Here is a 24,849-nt window from a genome sequence, read left to right as displayed (position 1 = left end):
GGCTGGACTGTACCGGCTCGCCGGCCGCCGTGGCGGCGGGACGGGTGGTGCGGGGCGGTACCGGGTGACGTACGCCGATGAGACGCTGCCCATCCGGGGCCTCGGGCGGCTAATGTCACATCATGGAGCGGCGAATCTTCGGCCTCGAGACCGAGTACGGCGTCACCTGCACCTACCGCGGGCAGCGCCGGCTTTCCCCCGACGAGGTCGCGCGGTACCTGTTCCGGCGGGTGGTGTCGTGGGGCCGGTCGAGCAACGTGTTCCTGCGCAACGGTGCCCGCCTCTATCTGGACGTGGGCTCGCACCCCGAGTACGCGACCCCCGAGTGTGACTCGGTCACCGACCTGGTGGCCCACGACCGGGCCGGCGAGCGGATCCTGGAGGGTCTGCTGGTCGACGCGGAGAAGCGGCTGCACGACGAGGGCATCGCCGGTGAGATCTACCTGTTCAAGAACAACACCGACTCGGCCGGCAACTCGTACGGCTGCCACGAGAACTACCTGGTGTCCCGGCACGGCGAGTTCGGCCGGCTCGCGGATGTGCTGATCCCGTTCCTGGTGACCCGGCAGCTGATCTGCGGGGCGGGCAAGGTGCTGCAGACCCCGCGGGGCGCGGTCTACTGCCTGTCGCAGCGGGCCGAGCACATCTGGGAGGGGGTGTCGTCGGCGACCACCCGGAGCCGCCCGATCATCAACACCCGGGACGAGCCGCACGCGGACGCCGAGCGGTACCGCCGGCTGCACGTGATCGTCGGCGACTCGAACATGAACGAGGTCACCACGCTGCTGAAGGTCGGCACGGCCGACATCGTGCTGCGGATGATCGAGGCCGGGGTGGTGCTGCGGGACCTGACGCTGGAGAACCCGATCCGGGCCATCCGGGAGGTGTCGCACGACATCACCGGCCGGCGGAAGGTGCGGCTGACCTCGGGCAAGGAGGTCAGCGCGCTGGAGATCCAGCAGGAATACCTGGCCAAGGCGACCGAGTTCGTGGAGCGGCGGGGCGGCGACCAGACCGCGAAGCGGGTGGTGGAGCTCTGGGGCCGGGTGCTGCGGGCGGTGGAGACGGGTGACCTGGACCCGGTGGCCCGGGAGATCGACTGGGTGACGAAGCTGCGGTTGATCGAGCGGTACCAGCGCAGGCACGACCTGCCGTTGTCGCATCCGCGGGTGGCGCAGATGGACCTGGCGTACCACGACCTGCGGCGCGGGCGTGGCCTGTACGGGCTGCTGGAGCGGCGCGGTGAGGTGGACCGGGTGGCGACCGACCCGGAGATCTTCGAGGCGAAGGAGACGCCGCCGCAGACGACCCGGGCGCGGCTGCGCGGCGAGTTCATCCGGCACGCGCAGGAGAAGCGGCGGGACTTCACCGTCGACTGGGTGCACCTGAAGCTGAACGACCAGGCGCAGCGCACGGTGCTGTGCAAGGACCCGTTCCGGGCGTACGACGAGCGGGTGGAGCGGCTCATCGCGAGCATGTGACGGTGCGGCGGCCGGTGCTGTGGGCACCGGCCGCCCCGGCACCGGTACGCTGGCGTCGCGATGAACACTTCCGAACCCTCTGACCGCGGTCGCGGTGCCGAGAAGTCGACCGGCACCGAGAAGCTCAACTGGATCGACCGCCGGCGGGAGAAGATCCGCGCCGAGGTCGAGCGGAACCGCCGGGGCGAGTACACGGTGCCGACCTGGGTGCTGGCGGCGGCGCTGATCCTCATCGTGGGTGCCTGGCTGGCGCTGATCTTCCTCGTCGGCTGACGTCGCGGCGAGCTGCGCCCCGATCGGGCGTTCCGGCCCGCGCCGTCGGCACGCGCCGGACCCGGCTGTCGGGCGGCGGGCAGCCGGGCAGGTGCGCACGATCGGAGTTGCCTCGTGCGCGGTGCCGCTGACAAGGTCTGGTCATCGATCGGATTCGACGTCGCCGGTGACCGGTGGCCGGCACCAGCGGAGTGGGGAACGTGGCGCACATCGACCTCGGTATCGACGAGAAGACGCACCCCGGGATCAACGGGCCGCTGACGTACCGTCCGGAGACCGCGAAGCCGCTCGGTCAGCTCGCCGAGGTGCTGCTGCGGGCCCCGCACCCCACGCTGACGCCCGGCGAGCGGGAACTCATCGCCGCGTACGTCTCCGGGCTGAACGAGTGCACGTTCTGCTGTTCGTCGCACTCGGCGTTCGCCGCCGCCCAGTTGCCGACCGGGATGACCTTGGTGGAGCAGGTCCGCGGGGACCTGTCGAGCGCGCCGGTGAGCGACAAGCTGCGCGCCCTGCTGCGGATCGCCGCGGCGGTGCAGCGCAGCGGCCGGGAGGTCACCGCCGAGCTGGTGGACGCGGCCCGGTCGGCGGGCGCGACCGACCTGGAGATCCACGACACGGTGCTGATCGCCGCCGCGTTCTGCATGTTCAACCGCTACGTCGACGGGCTGGGCACCTGGGCCCCGCAGGACCCCGAGGTGTACGCCCGCTCCGCCGAGCAGATCGTCGCGCGCGGCTACGGCGCCAGCTGAGCGGACGGCTCCGGGGTCCTGTCGGGGGTCCGGGTTAGCCTCCTGCCGTACGGGCCGGTCGGGTGTGCCGGCCGTCGTCGGGAGGGGGCCCGGTGGCGAGGACCGCAGCGCCGGTGCTGTCGCGTCGGGCGGTGAACCGGGCCACCCTGGCCCGCCAGTTCCTGCTCGATCGGACGGACCGGTCGGCCCTTGACGTGCTGCGCCGGCTGGTCGGCCTGCAGGGCCAGGTGCCGACCGCGCCCTACCTGGGGTTGTGGTCGCGGCAGCACGGTTTCCGCCGCGACGACCTGACGGGGCTGCTGCTGCGGCGGGAGGTGGTGCGGGCGACGACTGTGCGGGGCACCCTGCACCTGACCGCGGCGGACGACTACCGCTGGCTGCGCCCGCTGCTGCAACCGCTGATGGTGCGGCTGCAGCGGCAGTTCATGGGCCGGGCCACCGAGGGTGTCGACCCGGCCGAGCTGGTGGCGTACGCCGGCACGCTGCTGGCCGGGGAGCCGCTGAGCCGGACCAGGCTGCGGGAGCTGCTGGCGCGGCGCTGGCCGGACCGGGACCGCAGCGCCCTGCTGCACTCGGTGCAGTACCTGCTGCCCCTGGTGCACCTGCCGCCGGCGGGCACCTGGGGTGGCCGGGTCGACGGCCCGTGCGCGCTGGCCGAGGAGTGGCTGGGGCCGCTGACCCCGGCGGATCCCGCCGTGCTGGTCCGCCGCTGTCTGGCCGCGTTCGGGCCGGCGAGCGTACGGGACGTGCAGGCCTGGTCGGGGCTGACCCGGTTGGCCGAGGTGGTCGAACCGCTCCGGGGCGAGCTGCGGGTGTTCCGGGACGAGCAGGGGCGCGAGCTGTTCGACCTGCCCGACGCGGAGCGGCCCGACCCGGACACGCCGGTCCCGCCCAGACTGCTGCCGGAGTACGACAACCTCCTGCTCGCGTACGCGGACCGCACCCGGGTGCTGGGTGCCGAGGAGCGCCGGCGGGTGATCACCCCGGCCGTGGCCGCCACCGTGCTGATGGACGGGTTCGTGGCCGGCACCTGGACGATCGACCGGCAGGGCGAGACGGCGACGCTGGTGGTGCGGCCGTTCCGCCGGCTCGACACGGTCGTCGAGGAGGTGCTGCTGACGGAGGCGGAGCGGCTGGCGGCCTTCGCCTGCCCGGATCAGCCGGACCGGGCGGTGCGGGTCGACGCCCCCACGGCGGCCTGACCGGCCCGGGACCGACGCCGAACCCGCGACATGGCGGTAGCCCCACCCTCCGGACCCCACCAGGTCGCCGAGGTGGACCGGACCCCGCCAGGTCGTGGAGGTGGACGAGAGCCTGACTCCGGACCTAGATCGTTGACCGGTATTTCTCCTCTTCACTGTGCCACTACTATCTCCTCCGCTCCCGGTCAATGGTCCCGAATGGAACCCCTGTCCGGAAACCTCCGGGCAGCCCAATGCTGGGATCTTGATTTGGTGGTCTTGTCCTACCGGGCCCCTACGATGTGCCGATGACGCGATTCGTGCAGCAGCCCGACTACGAGGGCGCGGAGTTCATCGACCTGTCAATGGCCAGCGCAACCTTCCGCGAGGTGGATCTCAGCGGCGCCCGGATGCGTGGCGTGCTGCTGTTGGACGCCGACATCGACGGGGCGATCGACGGCCTGCGCGTCAACGGCGTGGAGGTCATGCCATTGATCGAGGCCGAGCTGGATCGCCTGCACCCCGAACGGCTTCGACTGCAGCCGACCACACCCGAGACGATGCGCGATGCGGTGGATGTCATCGAGGAGCTGTGGCAAGCGACGCTGCGACGCGCAAGCGTGCTGCCAGAGGAAGCCGTCCACAGATCAGTAAACGACGAATGGTCGCTCGCCCAAACCCTGCGCCACACGATCTTTGTCGTGGACGCCTGGTATGGCCACGCGGCGGCCCTTCGCCCGAACCCGTTCCATCCGATCGGCGTACCCGCATCGTTCACCACCAACGGCACCGAGTTCGGCATCGACGAGTCGGCCGCGCCCACCCTCGCCGAAATCCTCGCCGTGCGCGCCGAGCGGATCGCCGATCTGCGCGCATATCTGGCGCAGGTCACGCAGGAGGAGCTGGACCGCGTGCGGGGGCCGAACACCGCGATCGGCTGCCCGCCGCCCGCCGAACGTACGGCGGTCAAGTGCCTGCAAGTCATCTTCAGCGACCAGTGGGCGCACGTGCAGTTCGCCGACCGCGACCTGGCCATCCTGGAACAGGAGTATGCGTGACGCTCCGGGAGGTCCACTACTACACCGTCCGCGTACTCGTTTGATAGGCCAAACGCAGAATTCACCGGTGGTGTTGATGTGGTAGGTGTGACACGTCGCGGTGGTTGCGTGAAAGACGGATGAAGGCTGTCCAGGATCGACGTTCCCACACAGTCGACCGTGAGGCCTACATGATCGCCGACCTGGACACCCTTCTCATCGCACTGTACGTGGAACTGGTCGATCACATCATCCCCGCCCACCAGCCGCGCCGATCGGGACCGGGCCGCTGACCTCAGGTCACCGACGCCGAACTGGTCTGCCTGGCGGTCGCGCAGGTCCTGCTGCGGTACAACGATGAACGGCACTGGCTGCGGGCAGCGCCAGCCCGGGTGGGCCACCTGTTCCCCCGGCTGCTGGCGCAAAGCGAGTAAAACCAGCGTCTCAAGCAGGCCGCCACGCTGATGGAGGCCGCGCTGCGGTGGCTGGCCGAACACACCGATACATCCGCTGAACCGCTGCGCCTGATGGACGCCACCCCGATCCCCTGCGGGCAGTCACGCACCACCAGCCAACGCTCGGATCTGTTCGGCTGGGCCGGCTACGGCTACGAGTCGGCGCACAGCCGCTGGTACTGGGGGGTCAAACTGTTGCTGATCACCACCGCCGACGGCACCGTCACCGGGTTCGCCCTGGCCAACCCCAAACTGTTCGGCGAACGCGAAGCGACCCGCCAGATCCTGACCCGCCAGCCCGCTAACCAGCCCGCCCCGGGCACCACCGTGGTCACCGACAAGGGCTTGTCCGGCCAGGGCAGCGAGCAACTGTTCACCGACCTGGGCCTGCAACTGATCCGCCCGGCCCGCAAGGACGAGAAAACTCCCAGACCCTTCCCGAACTGGCTACGCCAACGCATCGAACCGATCATCTGGACGTTGAAGAACCAACTCGGCCTGGAACAACACGGCGGGCGGGTACCGACCGGCCTATGGACCCGTGTCCTGCAACGCCTGCTCGCCCTCAACGCCGCGATCTGGCACAACTGGACCATCGACGCACCCGTCAAACGCTCCTTGATCGCCTACGACCATTGATGACCTGCCCAGAATTACCGGTCAACGATCTAGGCGAAGTCCGGACTCTGCCGGGTCGGCGAGGTGGAGCGGGGGTCAGCCGGCGAGGGTGGCGGCGTACCGGCCGGCGGCGGCGGCCGCCAGGAAGTAGGCGTGGTCGGCGTCGAGGCCGCGGCCCATCGTGGACAGGCCCACCGGGCTGGCCCGTAGCGCCGCGTCGAGGCCGTCGGTGGGCACCGCGACGACGCGGTGCCGCTCGGCCAGCGGGGCGAGCGCGGCGGCCACGTCGGCGGCGAGCCCCGACGCCAGGCCGTCGGGCACGACGAGGTCGGCCGGGGCGAGGGCCACCCGGCCGTACGCGGTGAGGCTGTGGTGGGAGACGCCGCGGTGCCGGGGGCGGGGGTCGGCGTCGGAGATCCGCAGCGAGCCGACCGGCTGCCCGCCCAGCGTGGCGACGGCGTTGATCGCCTCTCCGACGGCCACTCCGGAGAATCCCCACCGGGTGCCGGTGCCGAGGTTGCCGGGCCCCTGGGCGACCACCGCGATGTCGGCGTGCAGCACGTGCCGGGCGGCCAGCAGCCCGCTGTGCAGGGTGCTGGCCTCCAGGTCACCGCCGAAGGCCTGGCCGACGCTGACCGTGCCGGCGAGCCGGTCGGCGAGCCCGGCCAGGGTGCGGGAGAACCAGGCCGGCAGCGCCCCGCCGTCAGTGAGCAGATAGGCCACCCGGGCGTCGGGGGCGTCGGCGTGGATGCCGGCGAGCACGGCCGGCAGGGCCGAGTGCAGGTCGGCGGTGACCACCGGCATGCCGTCCAGGCTCTCGGCGGCGGCCAGCAGTTCGTGGTGCGGGGAGGCCTCCTCGTCGACGCCGAGCAGGATGGGTTGCAGCGGCGTGTAGCGGGCCTTGACCAGGTGGCCGGCGTCGCGGGTGTCGGCGGCCTGCGGCGGGTCCGGCGGTAGCCGGTCGGGGAGCGCGACGACCAGGGCGTAGCCGCCGGTGCCGAGGCCCATCAACAGGGCGCCGGCGTTGAGCAGCACCCGGTCGCCGGGCTCCGGGTCACCGACCAGGGCGGGGTAGGCCAGCGCGCGCAGCCGGGCGCCGTCGGGCAGGTCGACGTCGAGTTCTGTCGCGCCGGCCCACCGTCGCCGTACCGCCGTGACCGTTCCGGATCGCCATCGCACCATGCGGGGCACGCTATCGGCGTCCGTGCCGGCGGTGGTGCCCGGGTCAGGCCTGGCGGGCCTCCTGGTCCACCGGCCGGTCGTCCTCGTCCTGGGTGCGTCGGGCCCGGCCGTCGGTGCCGGGCATCGACCGGGTGGGGTCGAGGAAGACGTACCCGATCTCGGGGTAGCGCCCGGTGAGCCGGCGTTCGGCCTCGTCGGCGGCGGCCTCGATGTCGGCGCCGGTCGCGTCGTCCAGGAAGTCGACCTTGGCGGCGACCAGGATGTCGTCGGGGCCGAGCTGCATGGTCAGCAGGGTGTCGATCCGGTCCACGGTCGGCAGCGCGGCCAGCTCGTGCTCGATCTCCCGGTGCAGGCGTTCGGGGACGGCCCGGCCGACCAGCAGCGAGATGTTGCTCTTGGCCAGGATCACCGCGACCACCAGCAGCAGCACGCCGATCAGGATGGAGGCGATGCCGTCGTAGAGCTCGTCGCCGGTGAGCTGAGACAGGCCGAGGCCGACGCCGGCGATGAGCAGGCCGGTCAGCGCGGCGCTGTCCTCCAGGAAGACCGCCTTGACGGCGGTGTCGGCGGTGAGCCGCAGGAACCGGCGCGGGGTGGTCCGCCAGCGGCGGGACTCGCCGCGGACCTGCTTGACCGCCCGGGCCAGCGAGATCGACTCGATCGCGAAGGAGATCGCCAGCACGATGTACGAGATCAGGTAGTCGCCGCTGTGCTCGTGCACGAGGATCGTGGTGACGCCGTGGGTGATGGCGAAGCCCGCCCCGGCCACGAAGGTGAACAGCGCGGCGAGGAACGCCCAGACGTAGCTCTCCTTCCCGTACCCGAAGGGGTGTCGGGTGTCGGCGGGCTTGGCGCCGCGCCGCAGCGCGAGATAGAGCAGCACCTCGGTGGTGGTGTCGGCGACGGAGTGGGCGGCCTCGGAGAGCATCGCCGCGGAGCCGGAGATGAGCCCGGCGACCAGTTTGGCGACCGCGATGGCGAGGTTCGCCGCGCCGGCCACGACGACGGTACCGACGCTCTCGGTCTTGACTTCCGCTTCCGACATGCGCTCACCATATGGCCGGGATCGGCTGGCCGCGCGGCGAGCGGGCGCCGGTCGTACCGATGTGGCGCGGCTCGCTCCGGCGCGGATGTCACGCGCGTCGCGCGGCGCGGGTGCACGCCCACGCCGCGCGGGCTGCTAGCGTTCACCCGTGTCGCGGACCCGCACCGAACGCCTGGTCAACCTGGTGATCTGCCTGCTGTCCACGCGACGGTTCCTGACCGCCGCGCAGATCGCCGCGACCGTGCCCGGCTACGAACACGACCCGGACGACGCGAAGGACCACGAGGCGTTCCAGCGCAAGTTCGAACGGGACAAGGCCGAGCTGCGCGAGCTCGGGGTGCCGCTGGAGACCGGGACGGCCAGCGTCTTCGACGCCGAGCCGGGCTACCGGATCGCCCACCGGGAGTACGCCCTGCCCGACATCCCCCTCGAACCGGACGAGGCCGCCGCCGTGGGCATCGCCGCCCGGCTCTGGCAGCACGCCGGCCTGGCCGCGGCGGCCTCCTCCGGGCTGGCCAAGCTGCGCGCCGCCGGGGTCGACGTGGACCCGCAGGCCACCCTGGGGCTGGAGCCGATGGTGACGGTCGACCCGGCGTTCGCCCCGCTGACCGCCGCCGCCCGGGACCGGCGCGAGGTCAACTTCGACTACCGTGTGCCGGACCGTGACGCGCCGACCCGCCGCCGGCTCCAGCCGTGGGGCGTGGTCTGCTGGCGCGGCCGGTGGTACGTGGTCGGTCACGACCTGGACCGGGCGGCGACCCGGTGCTTCCGGCTGTCGCGGGTGGTCGGCGCGGTCCGGGTGACCGGCCGGCCGGGGTCGTACGAGCCACCGGCCGGGGTCGACCTGATCAGCCACGTCGCCCGCTGGTCGGGGCCGGTGGAGCGGACCGGGCGGGCCACCGTGCTGGTCGCCCCGGGGCGGGCCGCCGGACTGCGCCGCTGGGCGGTGGAGACCAGCCCGGGTCCGGACGGCGACCATCTCGTCCTGCCCTACGCCGACGCCGACTACCTGGCCGGTCAGCTCGTCGGGTACGGCCCGGACGTGCGGGTGGTGGAGCCGCCGGAGGTGCGCGACGCGGTGATCCAACGGTTGAAGGAGATCGCCGCGCGGCACGACGAGCTCGCGGTGGCCGGGGGTGCCCGGTGACCCGCCCGGCGGCCCGGGGCGGTCGCGCGTCCGCGGACCGGCTGGCCCGGCTGCTCAACCTGGTGCCCTACCTGCTGGCCCGGCCCGGCATCGAGATCGCCGAGGCGGCCGGTGACCTAGGGGTGACCGAGCGGCAGCTGCGCGAGGACCTGGAGCTGCTCTGGGTGTGCGGGCTGCCCGGCTACGGCCCCGGTGACCTGATCGACATGGCCTTCGACGGCGACCGGGTGACCATCACCTACGACGCGGGCATCGACCGGCCGCTTCGGCTCACCCCGGACGAGGCGTTGGCGCTGGTGGTGGCGCTGCGGATGCTCGCCGAGACGCCCGGGGTGGCGAACCGGGAGGCCGTCGAGCGGGCCCTCGCCAAGATCGAGGACGCGGCCGGTGACCTGGTGGGCGCGCCGGTGGCGGTGCGCCTGCCCGGGGACAGCGCGCGGGTGCGGGAGCTGCGCGCGGCGGTGGAGCGCGGCCGGGCGCTGCGGATCACCTACTACACGGCCGCCCGGGACGAGACGACCGAGCGGACCATCGACCCGCTGCGGATGCTGATGGTCGGCGGCCGGGCGTACGTGGAGGCCTGGTGCCGCCGCGCGGAGGGGATGCGGCTGTTCCGGGCCGACCGGATCGACGCGGTCACCGAGCTGGACGAGCCGGCGGTGGTGCCGCCGCAGGCCCGCCCGCACGACCTCTCCGACGGCGTGTTCCGCCCGTCGGCGGAGCTGCCGCTGATCACGCTGCGGATCGGTCGGGGCGAGCGGTGGATCACCGAGTACTACCCGTGCGAGCGGGTCGAGGCCGACGGTGAGCAGTGGCTGGTGTCGCTGCGGGTGACCGACCTTGGCTGGGCGCGCCGGTTCGTGCTGGGACTCGGGCCGGACGTCACCGTGGTGGCCCCGGCCGAGCTGGCCGAGCAGGTGCGTGCCCAGGCCGTCGCCGCCCTGGAGGCGTACGCGAGGCCGGTGGCCCCCGCCGATCCGGCGCTGCCGGCGGGCGCCCGGTAGGCTCACCGCCGTGGTGACGTGGATCGTGGTCGCGGTGGTGCTGTTCGCGCTCGTCGTGCTGGGCCTGGCGGTCCGGCCGGTGCTGGCGCGGTTGCCCCGGCTGCGCCGGGCGGCGGTGGCGTTGCAGCGCCGTCAGGCCGAGGCGGAGGCGTTGCGGTCCACCGCCGAGGCGCTCCAGGAGCGGGCCGAGGCGTTGCAGGCGCAGGCCGCCACCACCCAGCAGCGGGTCGCGTTGATCAAGGCCAAGCGGGGCGGTTGATCGATCCCGATCGGTCCGACGCGCGGTAGCTGCGCGTTCGGTGGCCGTTACGCGCACGAACGCGCGGCGGCAGACGGTTGACGGGACACTCGGGGTTGGTCGAGACTTCACCGGCCGGCCCGCACGAGCAGGCCCGGCGGGGTGGCAACAGCTCCGGGCGCACGTACGATGGGCTGCGACCACCCCCTCACCGACACAGAGCGACTGGAGCTTCCCATGGGTGCCCTCAAGCCGTGGCACATCGCCGTACTCGTGGTCGTGCTGATCCTGCTGTTCGGCGCGAAGCGGCTCCCCGACGCGGCCCGCTCGCTGGGCCGCTCGCTGCGGATCATCAAGGCCGAGACGAAGAGCCTGCACGACGACGACCGTGACCTGGCCGAGAAGGCCGACGCGCAGGCCGGCTACCAGCCGCTCCCGCCGTACGCCGGTCAGCAGCCGCAGCAGGGTTACGCGCCGCAGCAGCCGCCGCAGCAGCAGCAGTACGCCCAGCCGCAGCAGCCGGTCGCCCCGCCGGTGGACCCGGTGCAGCGCGTCCGCGAGAACTGACGCGAAGGGCCCCGCACCGTGGCCTTCGCGCTGAAGAAGCGCGGCCCGAGCACGTTCGAGCGGGCCGCCGACGGCTCGATGACGCTCATGGAGCACATCCGTGAGCTGCGTACCCGCCTGTTCCGCGCCTCCCTGGCGATCATGGTGGGGCTGTTCGCCGGGTTCTGGCTGGCCCAGCCGGCCTTCAACCTGCTCAAGCAGCCGTACTGCCGGCTGCCCGAGGCCACCGACGCGTTCGGCCGGTGCCAGCAGTTCCTCCAGCTCTCCCCGGCGGACGGGTTCATCCTGAAGCTGAAGCTGGCCCTCTGGATCGGCCTGATCATCGGTGCCCCGGTCTGGCTCTACCAGCTCTGGGCGTTCATCGCCCCGGGCCTGCACCGGCACGAGCGCAAGTGGGCGTACGTCTTCGTCTCGATCGCCGCGCCCCTGTTCGCCGCGGGTGCGGTCCTCGCCTTCCTGGTGGTGGACAAGGGCTTGGCGTTCCTGATGGAGTCCGGGGTCACCGGGCTGTCCACCCAGTTGGAGGTGACGCGGTACATCTCCTTCGTCACCAACATGATCCTGCTCTTCGGGGTGGCGTTCGAGTTCCCGCTGATCCTGCTCATGCTGAACTTCACCGGGGTGGCCAGCGCCCGTCGACTGCTGAGCTGGTGGCGCGCGGTGATCTTCATTTCGTTCGCGTTCGCCGCCATCGCCACGCCCGACCCGGGTCCGTTCGGCATGACGCTGCTGGCCGCCGCGCTCTCGCTGCTCTATTTCGTCGCGGTCGGGGTGGCGTTCCTCAACGACCGGCGGCGGGGCCGGGGCCGGGAGGTCTATTCGGACCTCAGTGACGACGAGGTGTCGCCGCTGGACCTGACCCCCGAGCCGGTCGAGGCCGGTGCGCGGGTGGAGACGGTGGCGCCGATCGGGGTGCCGGAGCCGGTCGCCGCGCCCGCGCCGATCGAGCGCCGCTACGACGACATGACCTGACCGGTCGTCCGAGAACGGAAACGCCGCCCCTCCCGGGGCGGCGTTTTCCGTTTCCTGCCGGTTGGGGACCGGTCGGTTCACGGCAGGGGCGGCATGAGCCCGGTCCGGTAGGCGGCGGCGACTGCCTGCGCCCGGTCGCGCAGGCCGAGTTTCGTCAGCACCCGGCCCAGGTGGGTCTTCACGGTCGCCTCGCCGATGTGCAGCCGCCGGGCGATCTCGGTGTTCGACAGTCCGTGCGCCACCTGCACCAGCACCTCGCGTTCGCGGTCGGTGAGCCGGGCCAGGTCGGCGTCGCCCGGCCCGGCGGGCGCGCCGAGGGCGGCGAAGTCGGTCAGCAGTGACCGGGCGACCGCCGGGTCGAGCCACGCCTCGCCCGCGGCCACCGCGCGGACCGCCATGGTCAGCTCGGCGGGGGCGGCGTCCTTGAGGACGAACCCGGAGGCGCCGGCCCGCAGCGCGGCCCGGACCGCGTCGTCGACGTGGTAGGTGGTCAGGATCAGCACCCGGACGACGGGACCGGGTCCACTGTCGTCGGCGGTGATCGCCCCGGTGGCGGCCACCCCGTCGGTGCCGGGCATCCGCACGTCCATCAGCAGCACGTCGGGGCGGAGCGTGCGGGCCAGGTCGACGGCGGCGGCGCCGTCGGCGCACTCGCCGACCACCGCGATGTCCGGTTCGGCGGCGAGCAGCATGGCGATGCCGGAGCGGACCAGCGGCTGGTCGTCGGCGAGCACGACCCGGATCACGGGGTCGCCCCCACCGGCACCGGCGTGGCCAGGGGCAGCCGGGCGACCACCTGGAAGCCGCCGTCGGGCAGGGGAGTGGCGGTCAGCTCGCCTCCGACGACGGTGAGCCGTTCCCGCAGGCCGAGCAGGCCGTGCCCGGTGGAGAGGGCGGCGGCCGGCTCCGGGGCGGCGCCCTCCGGGCCGGCGTCCCGGACCTCGACGGTCAGGTCGTCGCCCCAGCGCAGCAGCACCGTTGCCCGGGCCGCGCCACCGGCGTGGCGGGAGACGTTGGTGAGCGCCTCCTGCACCGTCCGGTACGCGGCCAGCCCGACGCTCGGGTCCACCGGGCGGGGCGTACCGGAGACGGTCAGCGTGACGCGCAGGCCACCGGCGCGCATCCGGTCCACCAGGTCGGCGACGTCGGCGGCACCGGGGTGGGTGGACGTGGCGTCGGCCGACTCGGCGGCGTCGGGACCCAGCGCGGTGAGCATCCGGCGCAGCTCCTCGACGGCCTGCTGGCCGGCCCGCACGATGTGGTCCAGTGCCTCGGCGGCCCGGGACGGATCGGTCGGCAGCACCCGCCCGGCCCCACCGGCCTGGAGCACCATCACCGTGACCGAGTGCGCCACGATGTCGTGCAGCTCCCGGGAGACGCGGGCCCGTTCGGCGGCGACCGCCCGGGCCGCCGCCTCCGCCCGGCGGCGTTCCGCCGTGGCGAGCCGCCGCCGGCTGGTCCCCGCCCACCGGCCCACCGCCCAGACCCCGGTGACGACGACGGCGTACGTCGGGGCCAGGCCGACGAAGACGGCGGTCCGCCGGCCGGGGTCGGTCTGCCCGGCGAGCCACGCCTCGTTCGCGGCGATCACCAGGTACGGGGCGAGGGCCGGCGCGATCAGCCAGGACCACCGGGCCGGCGCGTACGCCCCGACCGCGTAGAGCGCGGCGAGCGCGCCCAGCACCGGCTGGTAGCCCGCCACGAGGGTGGCACCGACGACCGCGTGCACCCAGACCAGGGCGAAGACGGGTGCGGGCGCGGTCCGGCGCCACAGCAGGGCCACCGGCCCGAGCAGGGCGTACCCGAGCAGGAGCAGCAGCCCCGACGAGGCGGCGCCGGCGTGCGCGAGGTCGGTGCCGGCGGTGGAGAAGAGGGCGAGGTCGAGCAGCCAGACCGCCGCCGCGACGAGCACGTCGGCGCGGGCCGGGCGGCCGGGCCGGGCCTGGGTCGGCGCGGTCACGGTGCTCATCGCGGGCCGTGCGGCTCGCAGAAGCAGAACAGGATGCAGAGCCCGTCGGTCAACGCGCCCACGGACTCGAACCGGTGGTTGACGCGGCGGGGCTCCCGCTGGGCCCGTTCCAGCTCCCCGGCCCGGGTGAGCAGGTCGGGCTCGATCGCCCAGAGCTCCGCGGTGATGATCCGCTGCTCCGTGAGTGCCGCCCAGCAGCCGCCGTCGTTCGCCTCGATCGCGGCGGCGAGCGCGGACGCGTCGGCGCGTCCGATCTGGGCGCTGTAGACCGACGTCCGGCCGAGCTTCGCGGTGGCCGCGAGGGGCGTCCGGTCGGCGACCGCGAACCGGCCCCACTTCCACACCGGCGGCGTCTCGACCGGCAGCCGTTCCGCCAGGTCGGCCGGGAAGATCAGCATCTCCAGGTCGAGCGCGGGGTCGAAGAGCCGCTCCGGCGGATCGGGCACGAGCACCAGGTCCCCGTCCACCAGCACCCCCGCGGCGACGTGGCCGGCGGCGCGGTCCGGCGCGGCGCGGTCCTGAATGGACACGCGGATGTCGGCGCGGATCGCGGTCTCGATGCACATGGTTCGCCTCCGGCAAGTGACGGTGCCCGCAGGCTAGCCGCCATCGATCGGCCCGACAGTCAGGTAACCGGCTGTCCGGGTCCTCCGGACGGCGGATCCGGACCGCCACGTACGCCCCGGGGTGGACCTTCGGGGTCGGCTCCCGGGTGGACGACCGCAGCCCGGGACTACCCGACTCTGGGGTCACCGCCGTCGCGGCGGTACGGGACCTGGCGTCCCGCCGTTCTGTCTCCGGAGGATCCGATGACATCCCTGCTCACCCGCCGGCTGGCGGCGGCCGGCGTGGCCCTGGTGGCGCTCACCGGTCTGCTCGCCGTGCAGCCGGTCCCGGCCGGCGCGGCCGACAAGCCGCAATGGACCAGTGACAACCCTGAGGACGGCTCGAACACCGCCGCCGAGGTGATGGCGGCGCAGGAGCCGCTGGTGGACCTCGCCACCCGGATCACCGCACTCGACCCGGACGGCAAGGGGCTCGGCGGGATCCGGCTGCGGGTCGCCGACCGGGCGGTCGACCTGTGGTGGAAGGGCGACGTGCCGCCCGAGGTGAAGGAGGAGATCAACCGGGCGGTCGACGGCGGGATCCGGGTGGAGCTGGGCGGGTCCGCGTACACCCAACGGGAGCTGGTCGATGTGACCGAGGCGCTGCCGGACCGGTGGAAGGAGTTCCCCGGCATGGTCGACGTCAGCCCGGCGGTGGACGGCAGCGGCCTGCTGGTCGGGGTGGCGAAGGACGTCGACACCACGGGATGGGACTTCGGGGTGCCGGCCACCGTGGTGCGCAGCGAGCAGGTCCAGCAGACGAGCCGGCAGAACGACAGCCCACCCTGGTGGGGCGGGGCGGCGCTGCGTACCCCGTCGGGGTCGTGCAGCACCGGCTTCGCGGTCGTGCGCCGCACCCTGTGGTGGGAGACCAGCCGGGGCGTCCTCACCGCCGAGCACTGCGCGCCCGGCGGCGGCGTGGCGGTCACCGACCCGACGGGTGAGCTGATCGGCCGGGCCGAGCCGGCGCCGGCCCGCCGGCTGTCGGACTCGCTCTACGTGCCCACCCGGTCGGGCAACCGGATCTATGACGGTGGCGTCGGGGTGGGGGAGTTCTCCAAGCCGGTGGTGGGCGCGGTCGGCAACTTCCCCGGCCAGTTCGTCTGCACCTCGGGCGCCTTCAGCGGGGTGCACTGCAACATCGTGACCACCCGGATCAACGCGCTCTTCTTCCTCTCCGGTGGGTCGTTCGTCAGCAGCGGCGCCCTGGGCACCCAGATCGACGGGCGGGCCGCCGCGGGTTCGGGCGACAGCGGAGGGCCGGTCTTCACGCTGACCGGTGGGTTCAGCCAGACCCGGGCCGCCGGACTGATCGTGGGTGGGCTGGCCCCGGTGGGCTGCGGCCAGTTCGGCAGCGGCTGCTTCAACCAGGTCGCCTTCGTCGACATCGGCTTCGTGCTGCTGGCCACCGAGTCGAGCATCCTCACCTCGTGACACCCGGCGCGGGCCGGCCGGCCCGCGCCTGGCGTCCGCCGGGCGGCCCTCAGGCCACCCGGCGGACGCGCCGTGCGGTGCGGCGGGCACGGCGTCCGGGTGCAGGACCGCCGCGATCGCCTCGACGCCGTCGACCAGCCGGGGACCGGCCCGCACGATCAGCGCGTCCGCGTCGACGGCCCACACCTGCGCGCCGGGGAAGTGCGGGACCACCGTGGCGGCCTGCTCCGCCGCCCCGTCGAGCCCGAAGCCGCGTGGAGCGACCAGCACGACCTGCGGCGCGGTGGCCCGCAGCGCGTCCCAGGTGGTCGGCGCCGACCGGGCGCCGGGTGGCCGGCCACCGGTTCGCCGCCGGCGGTCCCGACCAGGTCGGGGATCCAATGGCCGCCGCCGAACGGTGGGTCCACCCACTCCACCACCGCGACCCGGGCGCGGGGCCGGCCGGCGACCGCCGTCGACACCGCGGCCAGCCGGCCCGCAGCCCGTCCACCAGGGCCGCCGCCGCGCCGGCACGCCGGCCGCCGCGCCGACCGCGAGGATCGTGCCCAGGACCTCCTCCAGGGTGTACGGATCCAGCGACAGCACCTCGGCGCGGCAGCCCAGGTGGGTCACCGCGTCGTCGACCCGGTCGGCGGGGAGCGCGCAGACCCGGCACAGGTCCTGGGTCAGGATGAGGTCCGGGTCGAGGCCCGCGAGCGCGCCGGCGTGCAGCGTGTAAAGGTCCGCGCCGGCGGCGAGCTGCCCCTTGACGTACGCGTCGATCTCGCCGGGGCTCATCCCCCGGGTGTCCCGCCCGCCGACGACGACGGTCGGGCCGGCCCGGTCGGCGGGCGGCACCTGGCACTCGAAGGTGACGCCGACCAGCTCGTCGCCGAGGCCGAGGGCGTAGACGATCTCCGTGGCGGAGGGCAGCAGGGACACCAGACGCATCCCGCCATCCTCCCCGCCCGCGACCCGAGCACGACGACCGGGCCGGCGCACCGATTCCGGGAGCCACCCGCCGCCGACGGCAGGTAAGGCTTACCTTATTCTCTGGGCGTCGACGGGCGTCCCGTCGACGCCCACACCCACGCCCCTCAACCGGAGAGCCCATGAGCCGCCGTACCGCTGTCGTCGCCGTCGCCCTCTGCGCCGCGGCTGCCCTCACCGCCTGCGGTGACGACTCCGCCAAGGCCGAGGCGGTGGCGGTCACCGCCACCGACAGCAGTTGCGCGGTCGCCAAGACCAGCTTCACGCCCGGCGAGGCGACCTTCGCGGTCACCAACAAGGGCAAGCAGACCACCGAGGTGTACGTCTACGGCCGGCAGGGCGACGCGTACACCCAGGTGATCGCCGAGGTGGAGAACGTGGCACCCGGGCTGACCCGGAACGTGACCGCGAGCCTCGCCAACGGCACGTACGAGGTGGCCTGCAAGCCCGGGCAGACCGGCGACGGCATCCGGACCCGGATCACCGTCTCCGGCGGCTCGGCCGCCGCCGAGGAGCCGGAGGCCGCGTACGACCGGGAGGTCGAGGTGGCGGTCACCGCGACCGGCGTGACCGGTGCGGACGGCCTGATCGCCGAGCCCGGCGACAAGATCGAGTTCAAGCTGGAGAACAAGGCGGCGGCGACCCGTTCGCTGGAGATCGTCGACCCGTCCGGCAAGGTCGTCGCCGAGATCGAGGCCAAGCCGAACGCCACCGCCGAGAAGATCGTGCCGCTGAAGACCGCCGGCGCCTGGACCCTGAAGATCGAGGGCGACGGCACCGCCGACGTCGTCAAGCCGCTCCGCGTCGCCTGAGGGGTGAGCACGGGCCCCTTCGCCACGCCGCCGCGGCAGGAGGGGCCCATGCTGGAGCCGGTGAGGCGGACCACGTCGGCGGCGCGGCGGGTGACCGGCGGCGACCCCGGGGTCTAGCGTTCGCCGGGGCACCCGATCAGCTCGACGTCACCACCTCGGAGGAGACCGCATGCGCGCCACCGTGATCCACGGCCCGAACGACATCCGGGTCGAGGAGGTGCCGGACGCCGCCGTCCGGACCCCCACCGACGCCGTCGTCCGGGTGCTGCTCGCCTGCATCTGCGGCAGCGACCTGTGGGCGTACCGGGGGGTGGCGAAGCGGCAGCCCGGCCAGCGGATCGGCCACGAGTTCCTCGGCGTGGTCGAGGCGGTCGGCGCGGAGGTCGGTTCGGTCGCGGTGGGCGACCTGGTGGTGGCGCCGTTCGTCTGGTCCGACGGGGTCTGCGACTTCTGCCGGGAGGGACTGCAGACCTCCTGCCCGCACGGCGGGTTCTGGGGCGAGCCCGGCTCCGACGGCGGTCAGGGCGAGGCCGTCCGCGTCCCGTACGCCGACGGCACGCTGGTGCGGCTGCCCGCCGAGGCGGCCGGCGACGAGCGGTTGCTGACCGCCCTGCTGGCGCTCTCCGACGTGCTGTCCACCGGTCATCACGCCGCCCGGGCCGCCCGGGTCCGTCCCGGCGCCACCGTCGCCGTGGTCGGTGACGGCGCGGTGGGCCTCTGCGGGGTGCTCGCCGCGAAGCGGCTCGGTGCCGAGCAGATCATCGCGCTGGGCCGGCACACCGCCCGTACCGAGATCGCCCGCTCCTTCGGCGCCACCGACGTGGTGGCCGAGCGCGGCGAGGCGGCGATCGCGGCGGTGCGGGAGCTGACCGGCGGGCACGGCGCGCACGCCGTGCTGGAGGCCGTCGGCACCGAGGAGTCGATGCGTACGGCGATCTCCATCGCCCGTGACGGCGGCGCGGTCGGCTACGTCGGGGTGCCGCACGGTGGCAGCGCGGGTGTCGACATCGGTCAGATGTTCAACCGCAACGTCGCCGTCGGCGGTGGCGTCGCACCGGCTCGCGCGTACATCCCGGAACTGCTGGCCGACGTCCTCGCCGGCACCATCGACCCGTCGCCGGTCTTCGACCGCAGCGTGGGCCTGGACCAGGTGCCGGACGGCTACCGGGCGATGGACGAGCGCACCGCCCTGAAGGTCCGCATCACCTTCTGACCGGTGGCCGGGCCGTCCGGACGGGACGGTCCGGCCCGCCGGTCCGGAAAAGTTCACTCAGGACGCATCCAGCCGGCGGGGTCCGGGCGAAGCAATGGTCGTGACGACAGTCACGGATCGCCTCGTCCAGACGAAAGGTCCACCGATGAAGATCTCCCGCCTCGCCGCCCGGCTGGCCGTGGGTGCCATGGCCACGGCGGTCGCCACCGCCGCCGTCGCCGTACCGGCCCAGGCCTCCGGCACCGGCACCCGGTCGCTGGCCGCGGTGCTGACGAAGGACACCGGCGGCTTCGACCGCAACTCCCGGGACTTCGACGTGCTCACCGCCGCCGTGCTGGCCGTGCTGGAGGCCAAGCCGAACTCCCCGGTGAAGGTCCTCACCGACGGTTCGGTCGCGCTCACCGCATTCGTCCCCACCGACGGCGCGTTCCGGGAGCTGGTCCGCGACATCACCCACGCCCGTACGCTCCCCACCGAGCAGGCGGCCTTCACCGCCGTCGCCGGCCTCGGCATCGACACGGTGGAGAACGTGCTGCTCTACCACGTGGTGCCGGGCGCCACGATCGACCGGAAGGCGGCGCTGAAGGCCGACGGGGCGGACCTGACCACCGCCCTCGGCGCCACCGTCGAGGTCGACGTCAAGCACTGCTGGTACGGCCGGCAGGTCCGCCTGGTCGACGCCGACACCAGCGACCGCAACGCCCGCGTGGTGGTCTTCGACATCAACAAGGGCAACAAGCAGATCGCGCACGCCGTCGACCGGGTGCTCCGCCCGATCGACCTGCCCTGACCCCGCTCGGACGGCACCCGGGACCTCCCGGGTGCCGTCCGCGTTTCCGCAGGGCTCAGGTGACCCGGGGCGCCTCGCGCGGCAGCCGCTCGTAGGAGCGCCGCTCGGCGATGTCCCGCAGCCGGTCCATGGCGTCCCAGACGTCGACGAAGCGGGTGTAGAGCGGGGCCGGCCCGAGGCGCAGCCGGTCCGGGGTGCGGTAGTCGCCGACCACCCGCCCCTGCTCGGCCAGCGCGCGGCTGATCCGCAGCGCCTCCGGGTGGTGCAGCGAGACGTGGCTGCCCCGGCGGGCCGGGTCGCGGGGCGAGGCGACGGTGAAGCCGTACTCGGCCAGCCACGCGTCGGCGAGCGTCACCAGCAGTTCGGTGAGCTGGACGCCTTTCTCGCGGACCCGCTGGATGCCGGCTTCGGCGAGGACGTCCAGCGCCGGGTCGAGGGCGGCCATGCCGAGGACCGGGGGCGTACCGACCTGGAACCGGTCGAGGTCGGGCGCGGGATCGTAGTCGGCGCCCATCCGGAACTGGTCCCGCTGGCCGAACCAGCCCTGGATCGGCTGGCGCAGCCGGGACTGCAGTTCCCGGCGTACGTAGAGGAAGGCCGGCGCGCCGGGGCCGCCGTTGAGGTACTTGTAGGTGCAGCCGACGGCGAGGTCCGCGCCGGTGGCGGTCAGCTCCACCGGCACCGACCCGGCGGCGTGCGACAGGTCCCACAGCACGTACGCGCCGACCCGCCGGGCGGCGTCGTTGACGGCCGCCAGGTCCAGCAGCGCCCCGGACCGGTAGGAGACGGCGGAAAGCACCACCAACGCCACGTCGTCGTCGAGCGCGGCCCGCAGGACCGCCGGGTCGAGCCCCTGGTCGAGGTCGCTCGGGAGCACCCGCAGGGTGAGTCCCCGGGCCTGCGCCAGCCCCTGGAGGATGTACCGGTCGGTGGGGAAGTCGCCCCCGTCGACCAGCACGGTCCGCCGGTCCCCGGCGGCGTCCAGGGCGGCGACGGCGAGCTTGTAGAGGTTCACCGAGGTGGAGTCGGAAACCGCCACCTCACCGGGGCGGGCACCGAGGGCGTGCGCGGCGAGCCGGTCGCCGATCCGCCGGGACCACTCGATCCAGGTCGGCCAGCCGCGTACGAGCTGCTCACCCCAGCCGGAGCGGACCAGCCGGGCCAGGTGCTCCGGGGTGGCCGCCGGCAGCCGGCCCAGCGAGTTGCCGTCCAGGTAGACGAGGTCGTCGTCGGCGATGACGAACCGGTCGCGCAGCCCGGCGAGTGGGTCGGCGGCGTCCAGCTCCTTGCACCGGGAGCGGGGGATCTCGTCGGGCACCTGCTACTCCGTTCACCTGGTCAGGGGCCGGGTCGGGACGGCCGGGGACAGCCTAGGCGGCTGCGATCGCGCGCCGGTCGGGCGGACCCGACGATCTCCCCTGGTGGGCGGCCCGGGGTGTCCCGTACGGTGCTCGCCGTGACCGCGCACGATCATGCCCCGACCGGCCCCGTCGCCGTGCTCGCCAACCCGACCGCCGGGCGGGGGCGGCACCGGGGACTGCTGCCCGAGCTGCTGGCCCGGCTGGGCGAGGCGGGCCGGCCGGTGCGGCTGCTGGAGGCCCGTACCCCCGACGAGGCGGAGGCGGCCTGCCACGCCGCGGTCGCCGACGGCGCGGGCGCGCTGGTCGCGGTGGGCGGCGACGGCACGATCCACCGCGCGTTGCAGGCGGTGGCCGGGACCCACGTGCCGTTCGGCCTGGTGCCCGCCGGCACCGGCAACGACTTCGCCGTCGACACCGGCTTCCCGTCCGACCCGGTGGCGGCCGTCGAGGTGATCGTCGCCGCGCTGCGTGCGGGCCGCCACCGCCCGGTGGACCTGGCCCGGCTGTCCGGCGCCGACGGTGGCCCCGACCGGTGGTACGGGGCGGTGCTGGCGGCCGGCTTCGACGCGATCGTCAACGAGCGCGCCAACCGGATGCGTCGGCCGCGCGGCCCGCGCCGCTACGACCTGGCGATCCTGGTGGAGCTGGCCCGGCTGCGCCCGCGCCGTTACCGGCTGCGTCTCGACGGCGAGGAGCACGAGGTCGACGCGGTGCTGGTGGCGGTGGGCAACTGCGCCAGCTATGGCGGCGGGATGCGGATCTGTCCCGACGCCGACCCCACCGACGGCCTGTTGGACGTGGTGGTCGGTGGCCGGTTCGACCGGCGCACCCTGATGCGGGTGAAGCCGCAGATCTACCGGGGCACCCACGTCACGCATCCGCTGGTGCGCAGCTACCGGGCCCGGACCGTGGAGCTGTCGGCCGACGGCATCACCACCTACGCCGACGGGGAGCGGGCGCTGGACCTGCCGGTGCGGATCACCGCCGAGCCGCAGGCGGTACGGCTGCTGCGCTGAGCTGCCCGTCCGGCCCTTCGGCCACCGGGCCGGCCGGCTCGCCGGTCCCGTCGCCGCGCTCCTGCGTCCGGGGCGCGGCGGCCCGGACGGCGCCGACGCTGGCGACGACCACCAGGCCGATCGCCAGCAGCTCCACCGGCCGCAGGTCCTGCTCCAGCACCAGCCAGCCGGCCAGGGTGGCGAGCGCCGGACCGAGGCTCATCAGCACCGCGAAGGTCGAGGTCGGCAGCCGGCGCAGGGCCAGCAGCTCCAGGGTGTACGGCAGCACCGACGCGAGCAGCGCCAGCCCGGCACCGAGCGCCAGGGTGCCCGGGTGCCACAGCCGCGCCCCACCGTCGAGCAGGCCGAACGGCAGCGTGACCACGGCCGCCACGGCGAGCGCGAGGGCCAGGCCGTCCGCCCGGGGAAACCGGCCGCCGACCCGCGCCGAGCAGACGATGTACGCCGCCCACAGCGCCCCGGCGGCCAGCGCGAAACCGGCGCCGACCGGGCTCAGCCGGTCGAAGCCGCCCTGGCCGAGCAGGGCCACCCCGGCCAGCGCCAGGCCGGCCCAGCACCAGGCGGTCCAGCGGTGCGCGGTCAGCACCGACAGGGTGAGCGGTCCGAGCACCTCCAGGGTCACCGCCGGGCCGAGCGGGATCCGGTCGATGGCCTGGTAGAAGACCGAGTTCATGCCGGCCAGGGCCAGCCCGAACGCGACGACCGACAGCCAGGCGGCCCGATCGTGCCCGCGCAGTCGGGGCCGGCACGCCAGCAGCATCAGCGCCGCGCCGAGGGCCAGCCGCAGGGTCACCGTGCCGGCCACCCCGACCCGGGGGAAGAGCAGCGCGGCGACCGCCGAGCCGAAGTGCACCGACAGCGCCCCGCCCAGCACCAGACCGACCGCCCCCAGCCGGCCGCCGGAGCGGCGGGGAGTGCGTGAGGGGTACGGTGCGGTGCTGGTCATGGCCCTGACGCTAGCCGTGACCCGGCACGCGCCGCACCGGCGGTGGCGGGCGACGGCGGAACTCCCCGTCGCCGGCCGGGTCGACCGGGCACCCGGCCGGCGACGGCGTCGCCGACCGGGCACCCCGCGGCGAGGGCGCCGCCGGGTGGTTCAGGCCGCCCCGGCGGCGCGGGTGGGGCGGGCGCCGATCAGGCGGTCCAGCCACTCGGCGAGCAGGGCGCGTTCGGCGGGCGTCAGGTCGGCGGCCACCTCGGGCAGCGCGGCGCGCAACGCCACCGCGTGGCGTACCGGGCGGTCGGGCGGGCGCAGGGCGCGGGCGGCGGGACTGTCGGCGCAGACGGCGGTGAGCACGGCCTCCCGGACGGCGGTGGACAGGGCCGGGTCGCCGCCCGCGAGCAGGGTGAGGGTGACGCCGCAGTTCGCCGCGTGCACCATCTCCGCCGCCCGGTCCACGTCGACCCGCAGCCGGCCCGCCTCGGCCACCCGGTGCACGAGCTGACGGAGGATGTCGGCGGCCACCCGGGCGGCGGTGGGGCGTTCGCCGGGGCGCGGGTCGCCGTACATCAGGGTGTGGCAGGCGGGCTGGGCGACACCGAACTCGACCAGGGTGTCCCAGCCGCGCCGCAGGTCGTCGACCGGGTCGGCGGCGGCCTCCCGGGCGGCCTGGGCGTGCAGATAGGTGGCGAAGCGGAAACTGGCCGCCGCGTCGAGCAACCCCCGCAGGTCGCCGAACTGCCGGTAGAGGGTCGGCGCCTGCACCCCGGCGGCCCGGCTCACCGCCCGGGTGGTGACCGCGTCCCGGCCACCCTCGGCGAGCAGCGCGGCGGCGGCGCGGACGATCCGGTCCCGGGGCGACGTCTCGATCATGGGAAAGACGATAAACCGCGCTGGTTAGCGCCGCTACGCGCACCGCTAGCAGTCCGGTGTTAGCGCCGGGAACCGCCGCTCAGGACGGGAGCGCCAGGTCCAGCACCGCACCGAGCCCGCTGGCCCGGCCCGGGTCGGCGGCCGGCAGCACCAGCACCGCGCAGCCGGCCGCCGCCGCTCCCGCGTCCGCCGGTGTGTCGCCCACCATCAGGGTGTGCTCCGGGTCGACGCCGAGCAGGCCGCAGGCCCGCAGGAAGATCCCCGGGTCGGGCTTGCAGCGCCCCACCTCGTACGACAGCGCGTAGGCGTCGACCAGGTCGGCCAGCCCCCAGGCGGCGAAGAGCGGCCGGATGTCGAAGCCGATGTTGCTGACCACCGCCACCTTCACCCCGCCCTGGCGCAGCCCCTTCAGCACCGCCTCGGTGTCCGGGTACGGCACCCAGCCGTCCGGGACCAGCAACCGGTCGTAGAGGGCGTCGGCGAACCCGTCGATGCCGGTGTCCACCGTCTCGGCCAGGCCCGTGTAGGCCGCCCGGTGGGCGTGCTCGTAGAGATCCCGGTCGGCCCAGAGCTCGGCCAGCCGGGGCGGCACCCGGGCCGGCAGCGGGCCGCCCGCGCGCCCGGCGGTGAGCAGCCGGTCGGCCAGCGCGGTGGCCTTCACCCGGTCGAGTTCCACCCCGCACGCCGCGGCGGCCCGGAGCACCCACTCGCGGGGCTCCTCCACCTGCGCGAGGGTGCCGTGGAAGTCGAAGAGCACCGCCTCCACGGGCCGACGGGACGGGCTCGGGCGGACGGCGTCGTCGGCGCCGCTCGAGGCGTGGGGCGGTTCGGCATGGTCCGGCACGTCGTGCACCCTACCGACCCCCTCCGACCCTCCTGCCGGACGGCCTTGCCCGGTGGTCGTCGGTGCCAGCGATT

Annotated in this window: 25 protein-coding genes and 1 pseudogene; 17 read left to right on the top strand and 9 right to left on the bottom strand. The window is 74.1% G+C overall.

Translation table 11 applies throughout. The annotated features are described in order from the left end of the window. Positions 1–122 precede the first annotated feature (122 nt). From pafA to MRQ36_RS32265, 6 genes and pseudogenes are all read left to right on the top strand, one after another. Positions 123–1,481, top strand: a complete 1,359-nt coding sequence (gene pafA / locus MRQ36_RS32290; RefSeq protein ID WP_242800653.1) for a Pup--protein ligase — start codon at positions 123–125, stop codon at positions 1,479–1,481. 60 nt (positions 1,482–1,541) lie between these two features. After that, entirely contained in the window at positions 1,542–1,754 is a 213-nt protein-coding gene (locus MRQ36_RS32285) for a hypothetical protein (RefSeq protein ID WP_242800651.1), read from the top strand. A 200-nt stretch (positions 1,755–1,954) separates the two neighbouring features. Further along, positions 1,955–2,503: a carboxymuconolactone decarboxylase family protein gene (locus MRQ36_RS32280; protein WP_242800649.1), complete on the top strand. Its 549-nt coding sequence runs from the start codon at positions 1,955–1,957 to the stop codon at positions 2,501–2,503. 92 nt (positions 2,504–2,595) lie between these two features. Further along, positions 2,596–3,705 carry a winged helix DNA-binding domain-containing protein gene (locus MRQ36_RS32275; RefSeq protein WP_242800647.1) on the top strand — a complete coding sequence of 370 codons (1,110 nt, stop codon included), beginning with the start codon at positions 2,596–2,598 and terminating at the stop codon, positions 3,703–3,705. A gap of 287 nt (positions 3,706–3,992) precedes the next feature. After that, complete coding sequence (locus MRQ36_RS32270; RefSeq protein ID WP_242800645.1) at positions 3,993–4,742, top strand: DinB family protein; 750 nt, start codon at positions 3,993–3,995, stop codon at positions 4,740–4,742. Positions 4,743–4,912: 170 nt separating this feature from the next. Then, positions 4,913–5,815 (top strand): annotated as a pseudogene (locus MRQ36_RS32265) (IS982 family transposase). Between the two features lie 75 nt (positions 5,816–5,890). On the opposite strand, the gene MRQ36_RS32260 reads toward MRQ36_RS32265, so the two are convergent. Together MRQ36_RS32260 and MRQ36_RS32255 are read right to left on the bottom strand one after the other, a co-directional pair. Continuing rightward, positions 5,891–6,976: a DUF3866 family protein gene (locus tag MRQ36_RS32260; RefSeq protein ID WP_242800641.1), complete on the bottom strand. Its 1,086-nt coding sequence runs from the start codon at positions 6,974–6,976 to the stop codon at positions 5,891–5,893. A gap of 43 nt (positions 6,977–7,019) precedes the next feature. After that, complete coding sequence (locus MRQ36_RS32255) at positions 7,020–8,021, bottom strand: cation diffusion facilitator family transporter (RefSeq protein WP_242800639.1); 1,002 nt, start codon at positions 8,019–8,021, stop codon at positions 7,020–7,022. Positions 8,022–8,169: 148 nt separating this feature from the next. Between MRQ36_RS32255 and MRQ36_RS32250 the strand changes: the two genes are divergently transcribed. From MRQ36_RS32250 to tatC, 5 genes are all read left to right on the top strand, one after another. Beyond that, complete coding sequence (locus MRQ36_RS32250) at positions 8,170–9,168, top strand: YafY family protein (protein ID WP_242800636.1); 999 nt, start codon at positions 8,170–8,172, stop codon at positions 9,166–9,168. Next, complete coding sequence (locus tag MRQ36_RS32245; RefSeq protein ID WP_242800634.1) at positions 9,165–10,172, top strand: YafY family protein; 1,008 nt, start codon at positions 9,165–9,167, stop codon at positions 10,170–10,172. The genes MRQ36_RS32250 and MRQ36_RS32245 overlap by 4 nt, the downstream gene beginning before the upstream one ends. Before the next feature lie 10 nt (positions 10,173–10,182). Further along, complete coding sequence (locus MRQ36_RS32240) at positions 10,183–10,431, top strand: hypothetical protein (protein ID WP_242800632.1); 249 nt, start codon at positions 10,183–10,185, stop codon at positions 10,429–10,431. 216 nt (positions 10,432–10,647) lie between these two features. Beyond that, positions 10,648–10,977, top strand: a complete 330-nt coding sequence (gene tatA, locus MRQ36_RS32235) for a Sec-independent protein translocase subunit TatA (protein ID WP_242800630.1) — start codon at positions 10,648–10,650, stop codon at positions 10,975–10,977. An 18-nt stretch (positions 10,978–10,995) separates the two neighbouring features. Next, positions 10,996–11,949, top strand: coding sequence for a twin-arginine translocase subunit TatC (gene tatC / locus MRQ36_RS32230; RefSeq protein ID WP_242800628.1), 954 nt, complete (start codon positions 10,996–10,998; stop codon positions 11,947–11,949). A 77-nt stretch (positions 11,950–12,026) separates the two neighbouring features. On the opposite strand, the gene MRQ36_RS32225 is transcribed toward tatC, so the two are convergent. From MRQ36_RS32225 to MRQ36_RS32215, 3 genes are read right to left on the bottom strand one after another with little or no spacing between them, the layout of a single operon-like run. Then, a complete protein-coding gene (locus MRQ36_RS32225; protein WP_242800626.1) occupies positions 12,027–12,695 on the bottom strand; it encodes a response regulator transcription factor in 669 nt (222 codons plus the stop codon). Then, positions 12,692–13,918, bottom strand: a complete 1,227-nt coding sequence (locus tag MRQ36_RS32220) for a sensor histidine kinase (RefSeq protein WP_242800624.1) — start codon at positions 13,916–13,918, stop codon at positions 12,692–12,694. The genes MRQ36_RS32225 and MRQ36_RS32220 overlap by 4 nt, the downstream gene beginning before the upstream one ends. After that, entirely contained in the window at positions 13,915–14,484 is a 570-nt protein-coding gene (locus MRQ36_RS32215) for a hypothetical protein (protein WP_242800622.1), read from the bottom strand. Before MRQ36_RS32215 ends, MRQ36_RS32220 begins: the two co-directional genes overlap by 4 nt. Before the next feature lie 243 nt (positions 14,485–14,727). Between MRQ36_RS32215 and MRQ36_RS32210 the strand changes: the two genes are divergently transcribed. The 5 genes from MRQ36_RS32210 to MRQ36_RS32190 all read left to right on the top strand — a co-directional run bounded on the left by MRQ36_RS32210 (position 14,728) and on the right by MRQ36_RS32190 (position 19,741). Continuing rightward, positions 14,728–15,957, top strand: a complete 1,230-nt coding sequence (locus tag MRQ36_RS32210) for a S1 family peptidase (RefSeq protein WP_242800620.1) — start codon at positions 14,728–14,730, stop codon at positions 15,955–15,957. 603 nt (positions 15,958–16,560) lie between these two features. After that, positions 16,561–16,974 carry a hypothetical protein gene (locus tag MRQ36_RS32205; protein WP_242800618.1) on the top strand — a complete coding sequence of 138 codons (414 nt, stop codon included), beginning with the start codon at positions 16,561–16,563 and terminating at the stop codon, positions 16,972–16,974. A gap of 74 nt (positions 16,975–17,048) precedes the next feature. Beyond that, entirely contained in the window at positions 17,049–17,738 is a 690-nt protein-coding gene (locus MRQ36_RS32200; protein ID WP_242800615.1) for a cupredoxin domain-containing protein, read from the top strand. 169 nt (positions 17,739–17,907) lie between these two features. Next, entirely contained in the window at positions 17,908–18,951 is a 1,044-nt protein-coding gene (locus tag MRQ36_RS32195; RefSeq protein ID WP_242800613.1) for a zinc-dependent alcohol dehydrogenase family protein, read from the top strand. Positions 18,952–19,096: 145 nt separating this feature from the next. Beyond that, a complete protein-coding gene (locus tag MRQ36_RS32190; protein ID WP_242800611.1) occupies positions 19,097–19,741 on the top strand; it encodes a fasciclin domain-containing protein in 645 nt (214 codons plus the stop codon). 55 nt (positions 19,742–19,796) lie between these two features. On the opposite strand, the gene kynU is transcribed toward MRQ36_RS32190, so the two are convergent. Next, positions 19,797–21,059, bottom strand: coding sequence for a kynureninase (kynU, locus tag MRQ36_RS32185; RefSeq protein WP_242800609.1), 1,263 nt, complete (start codon positions 21,057–21,059; stop codon positions 19,797–19,799). A 138-nt stretch (positions 21,060–21,197) separates the two neighbouring features. On the opposite strand from kynU, the gene MRQ36_RS32180 reads away from it, so the two are divergent. Then, positions 21,198–22,118, top strand: a complete 921-nt coding sequence (locus MRQ36_RS32180; RefSeq protein WP_374251039.1) for a diacylglycerol kinase family protein — start codon at positions 21,198–21,200, stop codon at positions 22,116–22,118. On the opposite strand, the gene MRQ36_RS32175 is transcribed toward MRQ36_RS32180, so the two are convergent. The 3 genes from MRQ36_RS32175 to MRQ36_RS32165 form a co-directional block, all read right to left on the bottom strand. Further along, entirely contained in the window at positions 22,081–23,064 is a 984-nt protein-coding gene (locus tag MRQ36_RS32175) for a DMT family transporter (protein WP_242800608.1), read from the bottom strand. The two genes, MRQ36_RS32180 and MRQ36_RS32175, sit on opposite strands and share 38 nt — an antisense overlap. 150 nt (positions 23,065–23,214) lie before the next feature. After that, positions 23,215–23,931, bottom strand: a complete 717-nt coding sequence (locus MRQ36_RS32170) for a TetR/AcrR family transcriptional regulator (RefSeq protein ID WP_242800606.1) — start codon at positions 23,929–23,931, stop codon at positions 23,215–23,217. Between the two features lie 79 nt (positions 23,932–24,010). Next, the gene (locus tag MRQ36_RS32165; RefSeq protein ID WP_242800604.1) at positions 24,011–24,775 is read right to left on the bottom strand and encodes an HAD family hydrolase; all 765 of its coding nucleotides are present in this window, start codon (positions 24,773–24,775) and stop codon (positions 24,011–24,013) included. Between the last annotated feature and the right edge of the window lie 74 nt (positions 24,776–24,849).

Source organism: Micromonospora sp. R77, assembly GCF_022747945.1.
GTDB lineage: Bacteria > Actinomycetota > Actinomycetes > Mycobacteriales > Micromonosporaceae > Micromonospora.
This window is presented reverse-complemented; position numbering and strand designations above follow the sequence as displayed.